The sequence below is a fragment of the Nocardioides sp. NPDC087217 genome (assembly GCF_044744805.1).
In the GTDB taxonomy this organism is placed as follows: Bacteria; Actinomycetota; Actinomycetes; order Propionibacteriales; family Nocardioidaceae; genus Nocardioides.
Genome location: NZ_JBIUZB010000001.1, coordinates 307,310 through 318,892, shown reverse-complemented (window position 1 = coordinate 318,892; position 11,583 = coordinate 307,310). Strand labels below are relative to the sequence as shown.

Here is an 11,583-nt window from a genome sequence, read left to right as displayed (position 1 = left end):
TGCGACGAAGGAGCAGGGTCGCAACGCGAAGAGACGAAGCGGGTCGAGATCCGCAGCGGCACAACCTAGGAGGGCCGGGGCCATATATCGGCTCCAGCCCTCCTAGGTTTCTGAGCGAACGGTGTCGGTGGGCACCGTTAGCGTCATCGGTGTGGGTGCTGTTGCCGACCTCGAGTGGTACTCGACCCTCCTGCAACTGCAGGCAGGGCTGGTCTCGCGCGCCCAGCTGACCGAGTCCGGCTGGACGAAGTCGGACATCAGGAGCGCCGTACGCCACAACGAGCTGCGCCGCGTGCACCCACGTGTCTATGTGAACCACACCGGCCCGCTGACGTTCGAGCAGCGCAGCTGGGCGGCGATCCTCTACGCCGGCAGGTCGGCGATCTGCGGGCCCACGTTGGCGGCGCCAGGGACGCAGCGGGAGAGCGATCCGATCCATGTCGCCATCGACCAGCAGCGCCGGGTCGACCCACAGCCGGGGATCGTTCTTCATCGCATGGTCGACCTCGCCGACCACATGTTCCCCGATGTCCTGCCTCGGTTGCGGCTTGAGGACAACCTTCTGCTGATGGCCGGCGAGGCCAACGACGAGATCGATGTGATCGGGGTGCTCGGTCGCGGCATCGGGCGCCGCGGCGTGAGCGTCGGCGAAATACGCATGGCGCTGAACCGGTTTCCGAGGCTCCGCCGACGTGCCTGGATTGCGGATGTGCTCAACGATCTCGCGACAGGAGCCGACTCGGTCCTCGAGCACGGCTACCTCGCCAAGGTGGAACGCGCCCACGGGCTTCCGCTCGGCACTCGCCAAGCGCTCAGACGCACATCGGGCGGCAACCAGTTCCGCGACATCGACTACGAGGCGTACGGGCTGGTGGTCGAGCTTGACGGTCGTATCGGTCACGACTCATGGGACGACCAGGGAAACGACGCCGACAGGGACCTCGACGACCTCGCCCTGGCGAACCGCATGACGGCCAGACTGCGCTGGCGGCAGATCTACGGGACGCCATGTCGCACAGCGACGAGGATCGCCAGAATCCTGGCGAGAAACGGCTGGAAGGAGCGCCCGACCCCCTGCGGCGACGACTGCCAGCTAGGAACCTAGGAGGGCTGTAGCCCATATCCGGCTCCTACCCTCCTAGGTCGGGCTAGGTTTGTCGCGTGCAGGGGCCGACGTTTCGTGAGCTGGCGATCCAGGCGTTGTCGTCGGTGGAGCGCGGCTACGACCTGCTGGCGCCGAAGTTCGACGCGACGCCGTTCCGGACGCCGGACTGGATGCTGGCCGCGACGATCACAGCGCTGCGGGAGTACGGGCCGTTCGAGCGAGGGCTCGACGTGTGCACCGGCACCGGGGCGGGGCTGGAGATGCTCGCGGAGGCGACCGCGGAGCGGCCGACGGGGGTCGACTTCAGCGTGGGGATGCTCGAGCAGGCCAGGGTGGCGCACCCCGACGCCGACCTGGTGCGGGCGGATGCTCGCGCGCTGCCGTTCGAGGCTGCGTACGACCTGGTGGTGAGCTTCGGGGCGCTGGGGCACTTCCTGCCGGAGGAGCGGCCGGAGCTCTTCGACGGCATCCATCGGGCGCTGAGGCCGGGCGGGGTGTTCGCGCTGCCGGTGAGTCGGGCGCCGGGGCCGACCCATCCGGCGTACTGGCTGCTCTCCGGCTTCGACCTGGTGATGCGGGTGCGCAACGCGGTGTGGCGGCCGAAGTTCGTCATGTACTACCGAACCCATCCCAGGCCGGCGCTCTTCGCCGACCTGGCCAACGCCGGGTTCATGGTCGAGACGACGCCGATGCCCGGTGTCGGCGAGCTGATCATCGCTCGCCGACCACCGGGCTGACGTCCGCTGACACCTCAGGCGCGGCGCGGGTTGCGCTCCGCCAGCCGGGCGGCGATGACGGGGACGATCACTACCGCGGCGATGAGGTGGGAGATCACCAGCATGATGTTGGTGGCGTAGGAGTCGGTGACCGCGATCAGGCTGGGGACGCACGAGAGCGCCGTCAGGGTCCAGGCGGTGCGCTTCCAGGTCGAGCGCGGACGCTTGGCGAAGCGGGCCAGGCAGACGGCGATGATGATGCCGATCAGGCCGAGCTCGGCGGCGGCCCAAGCGAGTCCGGTCGCGGGGATCGCGGCGGGATCGACTCCGGTGCCGGGCAACGCGACGTTGAACGGCACGCCGACCGCGCGGGCGATGAACTCGTAGACGCCGGTGACCAGGGCGCCGACAAGGACGGCGGTGACGCTGACGAGCCAGACCGGCATCCGCGCAGCGAACTGACCGCGGGAGGTGGTCGTGGCCTGGGTGTAGGTGCTGGTGCTCATGATGGTGCCTCTCGTCCGGTGGTGGTTTGTCGCGGTCCGTACGGCCGCTTCTCACTCACTCCACGAACGGCTCGACACCGATCCGACAGGTTCCGCGAAAAAAGTTCTGCACGACGAAGATCACACCCGTCATGTCTATGATTCAAACGTAAACCAAGTGAGCCTTGGTCGGCATGACCCGCAAACCTCGGATCGCGAAGCTGCTGAGCCCCCTGATCGGGCTGTTCGGCCTCCTGTTCATCGCCAGTGGCGCTGCCACCTACTACATGGCCCACACCCAGCTGAAGGCGCAGGAGATCACCGTCGCCGACGACGCCTCCTTCCTCGCCGGAGACAACGTCGACGGCCCGTTCTCGGCCTACGCCCAGGCGGCCACCGTCGAGAAGCACGCCCTCGGGATCACCAAGGGCAAGACGTACGCCGAGCTCGACCAGGAGGACCCGATCCGCGCAGTCGCCGCGGAGTCGTCGTTCGTACGCGCCTCCCTGCTGACCGCGGTGACCGCCTTCGGCCTCTCGGCGCTGGTCGCGGGCCTGGGCGTCGTCCTGCTCTTCGTCGCCTTCGCACTCGGGTCGCTGACCCGGGCCTTCGCGCCGGTGAAGGAGAAGGCCGAGGACGAGACCGACGGCCTCGAGCCGGCCACCGCCTGACCCCCCACCCATTCGCCAACGGGCCCGGGAAGGCATCGCCTTCCCGGGCCCGTTCTCCCGTTCTCAGCCCAGGCGCCGGAACGCGCGGACGGAGAGCGGGACGAAGATCGCCAGCAGGACGGCCGGCCAGGCGAGCGCCAACAGGGTGGCGTGGTCGGCGAGCACGCCGGAGGTGATCCCGGTCGGGTTGCCGAAGAGGTCGCGGCAGGCGGTGGCGGTCGCCGAGACCGGGTTCCAGGCGGCCAGGAAACCGAGCCATCCGGGCATCGTCTCGGGCGAGACGAACAGGCTCGAGCAGAACCCCAGCGGCCACACCAGCACCTGCACCATCGTCAGCGCACCCTCCATCCGCAGGGTCAGGCCGAGGAAGATGCCCAGCCACAGCATCGCCAGCCGCAGCCAGAGGAGGAGCCCGACCGCGGCGACCGCCTCGAGGAAGGAGCCCTCGATCCGCCACCCGATCAGCAGCCCGCCGAGCATGAGGACGCCCAGCTGGACCGCCGAGTTGCCCAGGTCGGCGATCGCCCGCCCCAGCGGCACCGCGAGACCGCTCATCGGCAGGGACCGGAACCGGTTGGTGACGCCGCGCTTGGTGTCCTCGGTGACCACGGCCATGGTGCCGTCGATGCCGAACATCATCGTCAGCGCGAGCACACCGGGCAGCAGATAGGGCAGGTACGACCCGCCGCCCGGCATCTCGATCGCGCCGCCGAACAGGTAGCCGAAGATCAGCAGCATCATGATCGCGAACAGGATCCCGAAGACCGGTCCCCACGGCTCGCGCTGCCAGTGCTTGAGGTCGCGGAGCGTGATCACCCAGGTCTGCGTCACGGTCTGTCGCAGGGTGGAGGCGATGGCGGTCATCGGGCGGCTCCTTCAGGATCGGGTACGTGGCCGGGGGTGGTCAGGTGGAGGAACACCTCGTCCAGGGTCGGTCGGCGCAGCAGCACGTCGTCGACGGCGATGCCGGCGGAGTCGAGAGTGCGTACGACCTCCACGACCGCGGCACCGCCGCCCGCCGTGCCCGCCTCGACGGTGACCTCGTGTCGGTCGGGGTCGACGACGGCGGCGGAGCCGAGGACGCCGGCCATCCGGGCGAGGTCGTCCGGGCCGGTCGCGGTGATGATCACCCGGTCGCCGCCCAGATCGCTCTTGAGTGCCGACGGGGTGCCCTCGGCGATCACCCGGCCCGCGCCGAGCACGGTGACCATGCCGGCGAGCTGGTCGGCCTCGTCCAGGTACTGCGTGGTCAGCAGCACCGTCGTCCCGTCGGCGACCACCTGCCGCACCATCTCCCAGACCTCGTGACGGCCGCGCGGGTCCAGCCCGGTGGTCGGCTCGTCGAGGAAGAGGATCCGCGGACGGGTGACCAGGCCGGCGGCGATGTCGAGGCGCCGCCGCATCCCGCCGGAGTATCCCGAGACCTTCCGGTCGCCGGCCTCGGTGAGGCCGAACGCGTCGAGGAGCTCCCCGGCGCGGCGTACGGCATCGGGCTTCGAGAGGCCGTGCAGACGGCCGAACATCACCAGGTTCTCCCGGCCGTGAAGTGCCTCGTCGAGCGCGGCGCTCTGCCCGACCAGGCCGATCGTGGAGCGGACCCGGGCGGGGTGGCGTACGGCATCGTGGCCGCCGACGCGCACCTCACCGGTGTCGGGCCGGGTCAGGGTCGCGAAGACGTTCACCGCGGTCGACTTGCCGGCGCCGTTGGGCCCCAGCAGCGCGTGCACGGTGCCGGCGGCGACCTCGAGGTCGAGACCGTCGAGCGACTGGGTGTCGCGGTAGCGCTTGCGCACGCCGCGTGCGGACAGAGGACTCGAGGTCATCGGCCCACCTCGATCCGGAACACGCCGCAGCGGCCGGCGACCGCCTCGAACGCCTCCGGTGTCACCGCCGTGACCACGCCGGCGTCGAGCATGATCTTCGCGCCGTCCGTCATCCGCTCCGGCCAGGCGCGGAGCACGGTCAGCGCCTCCTCGCGCTCCACCTCCACAAGACGCACCTCCTCGGTGGCCTTGCCGATCCGGAGAGTCGCTCGACCGGCGGCGGCACGTACGTTGCGGGCCCAGTCGGCTCCCGGAAAGCCCTCGAGCAGATAGCGGCGTCCGTCCAGGTCCAGGACCGAGAGCGGGGTGCTGCGGGGTTTGCCGCTCGCGCGGCCCGGCACGGTGAGCACCGGCAGCTCCTTCATCCCGAGCCCGGTCTTCGACAGGGTCATGAAGACCTTGTTCATCGGCTTGAGCCAGCGCGGCGGGACCGGCTTCGCGTCGTTCGGCATACACGTTCCTCCAATTTCGTACGTTGTACGAAGATGTCAACGGAGTGACTGTAGCATTTGTTCCGTACGACGTACGAAATTATTTCGGATGAGGTTACGATGAGCGACGTGCCGGACCAGCCAGACCAGTCGGATCCCTCCCTGCGCCTGCTGTGGCGCCATCGGGCGGGTGCGCGCGAGGAGCCGAAGACCAAGCGCGGCCCGAAGCAGAAGGTGAGCGTCGACGAGATCGTCGACGCCGCGATCGACCTCGCCGACGCCGAGGGTCTGGCCGCCGTCACGATGCGCGCGATCGCCCAGCGCTTCGGTCTGGGGACGATGACGCTCTACTCCTACGTGCCCAACCGGGACGCGCTGCTGGTCCTCATGGCCGACCAGGTGACCGGCCGCGCCGAGCTGCCGGAGCTGCCGGAGGATCCGCGCAAGCGCCTCGAGCTGGTCGCCCACCTCACCCACGACGAGCTCCGGGCCCATCCGTGGCTGCTCGAAGTGCAGGACGTACGCCCCTGGCTGGGTCCCAACATGAGCGACCGCTACGAGTGGCAGCTACAGGCCGTCGACGGTCTCGGGCTCTCGGACCTGGAGATGGACCAGACGGTCGCCGTGCTGGTCGGCTTCGCGGGCAACATCGTCCGCAGCGAGCTCATGAAGCGCCGCGCCGAGCAGGTCACCGGGATGACCGAGGCAGAGTGGTGGGAGGCCAACTACGACACGCTGAGCGAGGTCATGGCGGGCAGCCACTATCCGCTGGCCAACCGGGTCGGCACCGCCGCCGGCGAGGCCTACCAGGCGGCCACCGACCCCGCCCGCGAGCTCGACTACGGGCTGGCCCGGATCATCGACGGGGTGCTCGCGCACGCGGGCCGTTAGCCGACGCTGCGGCGGGCAGGGTCGGCGAGCTGCTGCGACAGGTGGGCCACCAGGTCGGCGGAGTCGTCGCGAGCGCCGTCGATGTACGTCGAGCGCCGGCGCCGCAGCACCGGGAGCCCGGTGACGTAGAGGCCAGGCAGGTCGGTGACGCCGCCGTCGTGGCGGATCGCAGCCTTGTGGTCGAAGACGTCGGCGTCGAGGAAGCGGTGGTCGGGCTTGATGCCGGTCGCCCAGACGACGGAGCCGATCTCGCCCGAGGTCAGCGAGAGCGACAGCAGCGGTTCGGGCACGCGGGTCGGCTCGAGCCGCTCGCCGGAGCCGCCGAAGGCATGGTCGATGCCGTTGAGCAGTCGGTTGGCTTTGAGGTCGGCAAGAGCCGCCGTGTTGGTCAGCGAGCCCGAGAAGAGCGCCTCGCCGTCGCGCAGTGCGGCCAGCTTGCCGACAACGCGTACGCCGGCGTCCTGCAGTGTGTTGAGGTCGAGCGTGGTGGTGCCGCCGACGAGCTGGAAGGAGGAGAGCCGTCGGGCGCGAGTGATGTCGTCGAGCTCGTCCCAGCGCTCGTCGAGGATGCCGGCCTCCTCGATCCAGGCGAAGATGTCGCGCCCGCGGTAGCGGCGCGGCACCCGAACGTGCTCGCCGACCGCGAGGGTGACCTGGCGACCCGATGCCTGCAGCTCCGCCGCGATCTGTACGCCGCTGGCTGCCGCCCCGACCACCAGCACGCCGCCGGGCGGGAGCTGCGAGGGGCGCCGGTAGTCGATGGCGTGCACCGACGGCAGTCCGCGTGGGAGCTCGGCGGCGGGGGCGGGCACGACGCCGCGTACGGATCCGGTGGCGAGCACGACCTGCTCCACCGACCACGGACCCGCGGAGGTCTCGACCAGAAAGCCGCTCCGGCTGGGGGAGAGGCGGCGGACCTCGACGTTCTCGTGCACCGGCGCCGCGATCACGCCGGCATAGCCGGTGACCAGCGAGGCGACCTGGGCGGCGGTGAGGAACTCGTCGGCCTCGGCGGGGCCGAGCAGCGGGTCGGCGAGCCCGGGAAGCCGGTTCATCCAGCCCGGGGTCAGCAGGCGGAGCGAGTCCCAGCGCTGGGTGCGCCACGAGTGAGCGACCTGCCCGCGCTCGAGGACGACATGGTCGATCCCTTCGGCGCTGAGCCGGTGGCTCACTGCGAGGCCGCTGTGCCCCGCCCCGATCACCGCGACGGTGGTGCGGCGAGACGAGGCACTCATCCTCACGAGACCGAGACGCTGACCGCGGTCGGGTTGGTGAGGATGTCGAAGACGGCCGAGCGCTTCTGCGACTGCGCGACCAGCGCCTCGACGTCCTCGGGGGAGGCGTCGGCGTCGATCGAGTAGTTCACGCGGACGCCGGTGAAGCCGTTGCGTACGTCCGCGTCGGCGCCGAGGATGCCACGGATGTCGTGGTCGCCCTCGATGGTCGCGGTGACGGAGTTGAGCTGGATGCCCCGCTGCTGGGCGACGGCGGCGACGCCGGCCGTCAGGCAGCCGCCGAGCGCGACCAGGACTGTCTCGACCGGCGTGGGGCCCTGGTTGTCGGCGGCGAACTGGGGCGGGTGGTCGCCGTCGGACTCGAACGAGCGCTCGGACTCCTGCTCCTCGCCGAGGCCGAAGAAGCCCTCGACCTTGCTCTTGGAGTGGGTGCCCTTGATCCACGTGTTGGTGGCGCGCCAGGTGAACTTGGCCGCCTCCGGCGTCTCCTGGAGGGCGGCGCGTGCGCCGAGCAGTGCGGCGACGTTGACGCCGTTGTCGACGGTGGTCTCTGTCATGTTGGTTCCTCGTTTCGATGGGTCTGGATGGGTCTGGATGGGTGTGGACGGGCGGTGGCGGCGAGTCAGGCCAGCGAGACGTTGACCGGGACCGCGCTGCGGAGCGTGTGGCCGACGGGCGAGCTGGCGAGCACCTTGGCGTGGAGCGCCTCGAGCTCCTCGCGGGATGCCTCGGAGGCGATGGTGACCACGGCGTCGATCGTGTCGAAGCCGGCGTGGCCCTCGGCGAGGCCGAGGAAGACCTTGAGGTCGACGTCGCCCTTGAGGTCGATGCGCAGGTCGTCGAGCTCGATCCCAGCGACCGAGGCGTTCGCGGCGTAGCCGACGGCGAGGCAGTTGCCCAGGGCGCCGAGAAGCTGCTCGACGGGGTTGGCGGCGGTGTCGCCGCCGCCCAGACCTGAGGGCTCGTCGGACTGCGTGGGCTCGAAGGATCGGATCTTCGCCTCGGACGCGAAGGCACCCTTCCAGGTCACGTGTGCAGCCCAGGTGGTGCGCGCCTTGGCGGGATCGTCCTGGATCGCCTGGACGAGGTTGCCGACGGCGGCGAGGTCGACGTCGTTGAGCTGTGTCGTTGAATCGATGCTCATGGGAACACTCCGGAGTCGAGGGAATGGCTTAATCGAGATATTAGACTAACTAACTCGACTAACGAAGGAATCTCACCGCGCGGTCCGGCGTGAGGTGATCAACCCGGTGTCGAACCCGGCCAGGTGCAGGCCGCCGTGGAAGCGGGCGTGCTCGATCTTGAGGCAGCGGTTCTGGACGACGGTCAGTCCTGCCGCGCGCGCCGCCTCCGCAGCCTCGTCGTTGGTCAGCCCGAGTTGGAACCACACGACCGGCGAGCCCAGCGCGACCACCTCGTCGACGACCGCGGGCAGGTCGCTCGCGCGCCGGAAGACGTCGACGATGTCGGGAGTCTCCGGGAGATCCGCCAGGCTCGAGTAGACCGGCTGGCCGAGCACCTCGCGACCCGCGGCGTTCGGGTTGATGAAGTAGAGCCGGTAGTCGGTGTCCTGGGTGAGGTAGGTGGCGACGTAGTAGCTCGACCGCGCGGTGTTGGGGGAGAAGCCGACGATCGCGATCGACCTCGTGGCCTGCAGCAGACCCTGCCGCTCGCGTGCGCTCGGCTCGTGGGGAATCTGTGGGATGGCCATCAGATCTCCTTCCTGGTCGAAGCGAAGCCCGAGACGGTTGGTACGGCGGCGGTCAGCGCCTGGTCGAGGTCGTAGATGATGTCGTCGGCGTCCTCGATGCCGACGCTGATCCGCACCAGCCCGGGGGCGACGCCGGCCTCGGCCAGTCGCGACTCGCTGAGCTGGCGGTGGGTCGTCGAGGCGGGGTGGATCACCAGGGTCTTGGCGTCGCCGATGTTGGCCAGATGGCTGGCGAGCTCGACCGACTCGATGAACCGCTCGCCGGCGGCGCGACCGCCCCGGACGTCGAAGGAGAAGACGCTGCCGGGACCCTTGGGCAGATACTTCTGCGCCCGCGCATGGTGCGGGTGCGAGGGCAGGCCGGCCCAGCGTACGTTCTCGACCCGGTCGTCGGCATCGAGCCACTCGGCGACGACCCGTGCGTTCTCCACGTGCCGCTGGACCCGCAGCGCCAGGGTCTCGACGCCGAGGGCGAGCTGCCAGGCGGACTGCGGGCTCAGCGTCGCGCCGACGTTGCGCAGGTGCTCGGCGCGGAGCCGGGTGAGGAAGGCGTACTCGCCGAAGTTGCCCCACCACGACAGGCCGCCGTAGTGCTCGACCGGCTCGTGGAAGAGCGGGAACCGCTCCGGCGAGTACTCGAACCGGCCGGACTCGACGACGACTCCGCCGAGCGTGGTCCCGTGTCCGCCGAGGAACTTGGTGGCCGAGTGCACCACGATGTCGGCGCCCCACTGGATCGGCCGAGACAGGTACGGCGTCGGGATCGTCGAGTCGACGACGAACGGCACCCCGTGCGCGTGCGCGACGTCGGCCAGCCCCTCCAGGTCGGCGATGTCGCCTGATGGGTTGGCGACGGTCTCGGCGAAGACGAGCTTGGTCTCGGGGCGGATCGCCGCGGCGTACGCCTCCGGATCGGTCGAGGAGACGAAGGTCGTGGAGACGCCGAAGCGGCGCAGGGTGACGTCGAGCTGGGTGACCGAGCCGCCGTAGAGCTGGGCGGAGGCGACGATGTGGTCGCCGGCGCCGGCGAGGGATGCGAAGGTGACGAACTCGGCAGAGAGTCCCGAGGCGGTGGCGACCGCCCCGATGCCCCCTTCCAGGGAGGCGAGCCGCTCCTCGAGCGCGGCCACGGTCGGGTTGCCGACGCGGGTGTAGATGTTGCCGTACTTCTGCAGCGCGAAGCGCGCCGCGGCGTCGGCGGTGTCGTCGAAGACGAACGACGCCGTCTGGTAGATCGGCAGCGCCCGGGCGCCGCTGACGCCGTCGGGGATGTTGCCGGCGTGGATCGCACGGGTGTTGAAGCCGTACGCGTGGTCACTCATGAACCAACTCCAGTTCGATCGTTGAGGAAGCTCCGGACGAGGTCGAGATAGCCGGGCGGGTCGAGCAGGAACGAGTCGTGACCCCAGGTCGAGGCGATCTCGTGGCGCTCGACGTCGACGCCGGCGCAGCGCAGCTCCTTCTCGATCAGGACCGAGTGGGACGTGGGGAAGCGCCAGTCGGAGTCGAAGGAGATGACCTGGAACCGGGTGCCCCGGATCCGCTCGGCGAAACCCTCCGAGGCGAACGGGTCGAAGTAGTCGAGGAGGCGGGAGAGATAGAGGTAGGAGAGCGCGTCGAAGCGGTCGACGAACGACCTCGCCTGGTGGTCGAGATAGCTCTCCACTTCGAAGTCGATCCCGAATCCCGGGGTGGCGCCGCGCCGCGACCGGCCGAACTTCTCCTCCAGCCCGGGCTCGGAGACGTACGTGACATGGCCCAGCATCCTCGCCACCGAGAGGCCGTCGGCGGGGACCACGCCGTGGTCCGGGTAGCGTCCGCCGAGGAAGTCGGGGTCGCGCAGGATCGCCTGCCGGGCGACGTTCGAGAGCGCGATGTTCTGAGCGCTCAACCGGGCCGAGGCGGCGACCAGGACCGCCCGCTCGATCTGGCCGGGGGCGTCGGCGGCCCACTGCAGGACCTGCATGCCGCCGAGCGATCCGCCGATGGCGGCGTGGAGCTTCTCGATGCCGAGGTGGGCCAGCAGCCGGCGGTGGACCGTGACCAGGTCGGCGACCGAGATCAGTGGGAAGTCGAGCCCCCAGGCGCGGCCGGTGGCGGGATCGGTCGAGGACGGACCGGTGGTGCCTCGGCAACCGCCGAGGAGGTTGGCGCAGACCACGAAGAACCGGTCCGTGTCGACCGGTCTCCCGGGGCCCACCATCGTCGGCCACCACTCCGTGACCTCGGCGTCGCCGGTGAGCGCATGGGCGATGAAGACGACGTTGTCGCGGGCGGGTGCCAGCTCGCCGTAGGTGGCGTAGGCGACGTCGACGGATCCCAGCGTGTCGCCGCCGGCCAGGTGTAGCGGGTCGGCCTCGTCGAAGAGGCGGGCGTGCCGCACGGTGGTCATCGACACCCTCTCTCCATTAAGTCGAGTCGTTAACTACAGAATGTAGCGTGCGTGTCGAGCCCGCGGATGGATGTCCGGCATCCAGGCAGCCAGGTCCCCCGCGTGATCTCTCATGGACGGCTG

Annotated in this window: 14 protein-coding genes; 4 read left to right on the top strand and 10 right to left on the bottom strand. The window is 69.9% G+C overall.

Annotation, left to right across the window (positions count from 1 at the left end; genetic code table 11):
• Positions 1–151 precede the first annotated feature (151 nt).
• Both ACIO3S_RS01645 and ACIO3S_RS01640 read left to right on the top strand, forming a co-directional pair.
• Positions 152–1,105 carry a type IV toxin-antitoxin system AbiEi family antitoxin domain-containing protein gene (locus ACIO3S_RS01645; protein ID WP_400458747.1) on the top strand — a complete coding sequence of 318 codons (954 nt, stop codon included), beginning with the start codon at positions 152–154 and terminating at the stop codon, positions 1,103–1,105.
• A 56-nt stretch (positions 1,106–1,161) separates the two neighbouring features.
• Complete coding sequence (locus tag ACIO3S_RS01640) at positions 1,162–1,842, top strand: class I SAM-dependent methyltransferase (protein ID WP_400458746.1); 681 nt, start codon at positions 1,162–1,164, stop codon at positions 1,840–1,842.
• Between the two features lie 14 nt (positions 1,843–1,856).
• On the opposite strand, the gene ACIO3S_RS01635 is transcribed toward ACIO3S_RS01640, so the two are convergent.
• Complete coding sequence (locus tag ACIO3S_RS01635) at positions 1,857–2,327, bottom strand: DUF6069 family protein (RefSeq protein WP_400458745.1); 471 nt, start codon at positions 2,325–2,327, stop codon at positions 1,857–1,859.
• A gap of 173 nt (positions 2,328–2,500) precedes the next feature.
• Between ACIO3S_RS01635 and ACIO3S_RS01630 the strand changes: the two genes are divergently transcribed.
• Entirely contained in the window at positions 2,501–2,977 is a 477-nt protein-coding gene (locus tag ACIO3S_RS01630; protein ID WP_400458743.1) for an aromatic ring-opening dioxygenase LigA, read from the top strand.
• A gap of 63 nt (positions 2,978–3,040) precedes the next feature.
• Here the strand turns inward: ACIO3S_RS01630 and ACIO3S_RS01625 are convergent, their stop codons facing one another.
• From ACIO3S_RS01625 to ACIO3S_RS01615, 3 genes are read right to left on the bottom strand one after another with little or no spacing between them, the layout of a single operon-like run.
• Positions 3,041–3,841 carry an ABC transporter permease gene (locus ACIO3S_RS01625; protein ID WP_400458741.1) on the bottom strand — a complete coding sequence of 267 codons (801 nt, stop codon included), beginning with the start codon at positions 3,839–3,841 and terminating at the stop codon, positions 3,041–3,043.
• Positions 3,838–4,800 carry an ATP-binding cassette domain-containing protein gene (locus ACIO3S_RS01620; protein WP_400458739.1) on the bottom strand — a complete coding sequence of 321 codons (963 nt, stop codon included), beginning with the start codon at positions 4,798–4,800 and terminating at the stop codon, positions 3,838–3,840. Before ACIO3S_RS01620 ends, ACIO3S_RS01625 begins: the two co-directional genes overlap by 4 nt.
• Positions 4,797–5,252: a nitroreductase/quinone reductase family protein gene (locus tag ACIO3S_RS01615; protein WP_400458738.1), complete on the bottom strand. Its 456-nt coding sequence runs from the start codon at positions 5,250–5,252 to the stop codon at positions 4,797–4,799. The genes ACIO3S_RS01620 and ACIO3S_RS01615 overlap by 4 nt, the downstream gene beginning before the upstream one ends.
• Before the next feature lie 108 nt (positions 5,253–5,360).
• Here ACIO3S_RS01615 and ACIO3S_RS01610 point away from each other — a divergent pair, with 108 nt between their 5' ends.
• A complete protein-coding gene (locus tag ACIO3S_RS01610; RefSeq protein ID WP_400458735.1) occupies positions 5,361–6,122 on the top strand; it encodes a TetR/AcrR family transcriptional regulator in 762 nt (253 codons plus the stop codon).
• Here ACIO3S_RS01610 and ACIO3S_RS01605 read toward each other — a convergent pair.
• From ACIO3S_RS01605 to ACIO3S_RS01580, 6 genes are all read right to left on the bottom strand, one after another.
• Positions 6,119–7,357, bottom strand: coding sequence for an NAD(P)-binding domain-containing protein (locus ACIO3S_RS01605; protein ID WP_400458734.1), 1,239 nt, complete (start codon positions 7,355–7,357; stop codon positions 6,119–6,121). The two genes, ACIO3S_RS01610 and ACIO3S_RS01605, sit on opposite strands and share 4 nt — an antisense overlap.
• A 2-nt stretch (positions 7,358–7,359) precedes the next feature.
• Complete coding sequence (locus tag ACIO3S_RS01600) at positions 7,360–7,914, bottom strand: OsmC family protein (RefSeq protein ID WP_160024770.1); 555 nt, start codon at positions 7,912–7,914, stop codon at positions 7,360–7,362.
• A 65-nt stretch (positions 7,915–7,979) separates the two neighbouring features.
• Positions 7,980–8,501, bottom strand: a complete 522-nt coding sequence (locus tag ACIO3S_RS01595) for an OsmC family protein (RefSeq protein ID WP_400458731.1) — start codon at positions 8,499–8,501, stop codon at positions 7,980–7,982.
• A gap of 72 nt (positions 8,502–8,573) precedes the next feature.
• Positions 8,574–9,068, bottom strand: a complete 495-nt coding sequence (locus ACIO3S_RS01590; protein ID WP_400458730.1) for a CoA-binding protein — start codon at positions 9,066–9,068, stop codon at positions 8,574–8,576.
• On the bottom strand, positions 9,068–10,390 hold the full coding sequence (locus tag ACIO3S_RS01585) for an O-acetylhomoserine aminocarboxypropyltransferase/cysteine synthase family protein (protein ID WP_400458728.1): 1,323 nt from the start codon (positions 10,388–10,390) through the stop codon (positions 9,068–9,070). The genes ACIO3S_RS01590 and ACIO3S_RS01585 overlap by 1 nt, the downstream gene beginning before the upstream one ends.
• Positions 10,387–11,460, bottom strand: coding sequence for a homoserine O-acetyltransferase (locus ACIO3S_RS01580; RefSeq protein WP_400461047.1), 1,074 nt, complete (start codon positions 11,458–11,460; stop codon positions 10,387–10,389). The genes ACIO3S_RS01585 and ACIO3S_RS01580 overlap by 4 nt, the downstream gene beginning before the upstream one ends.
• Positions 11,461–11,583 lie beyond the last annotated feature (123 nt).

Excerpts from the sequence above, each read along its gene's own strand:
- ACIO3S_RS01580 (WP_400461047.1), bottom strand. The coding sequence starts at position 11,460 with ATGACCACCGTGCGGCACGCCCGCCTCTTCGACGAGGCCGACCCGCTA.
- ACIO3S_RS01600 (WP_160024770.1), bottom strand. The coding sequence starts at position 7,914 with ATGACAGAGACCACCGTCGACAACGGCGTCAACGTCGCCGCACTGCTC.
- ACIO3S_RS01630 (WP_400458743.1), top strand. The coding sequence starts at position 2,501 with ATGACCCGCAAACCTCGGATCGCGAAGCTGCTGAGCCCCCTGATCGGG.
- ACIO3S_RS01615 (WP_400458738.1), bottom strand. The coding sequence starts at position 5,252 with ATGCCGAACGACGCGAAGCCGGTCCCGCCGCGCTGGCTCAAGCCGATG.
- ACIO3S_RS01585 (WP_400458728.1), bottom strand. The coding sequence starts at position 10,390 with ATGAGTGACCACGCGTACGGCTTCAACACCCGTGCGATCCACGCCGGC.
- ACIO3S_RS01590 (WP_400458730.1), bottom strand. The coding sequence starts at position 9,068 with ATGGCCATCCCACAGATTCCCCACGAGCCGAGCGCACGCGAGCGGCAG.
- ACIO3S_RS01620 (WP_400458739.1), bottom strand. The coding sequence starts at position 4,800 with ATGACCTCGAGTCCTCTGTCCGCACGCGGCGTGCGCAAGCGCTACCGC.
- ACIO3S_RS01635 (WP_400458745.1), bottom strand. The coding sequence starts at position 2,327 with ATGAGCACCAGCACCTACACCCAGGCCACGACCACCTCCCGCGGTCAG.
- ACIO3S_RS01605 (WP_400458734.1), bottom strand. The coding sequence starts at position 7,357 with ATGAGTGCCTCGTCTCGCCGCACCACCGTCGCGGTGATCGGGGCGGGG.
- ACIO3S_RS01595 (WP_400458731.1), bottom strand. The coding sequence starts at position 8,501 with ATGAGCATCGATTCAACGACACAGCTCAACGACGTCGACCTCGCCGCC.
- ACIO3S_RS01625 (WP_400458741.1), bottom strand. The coding sequence starts at position 3,841 with ATGACCGCCATCGCCTCCACCCTGCGACAGACCGTGACGCAGACCTGG.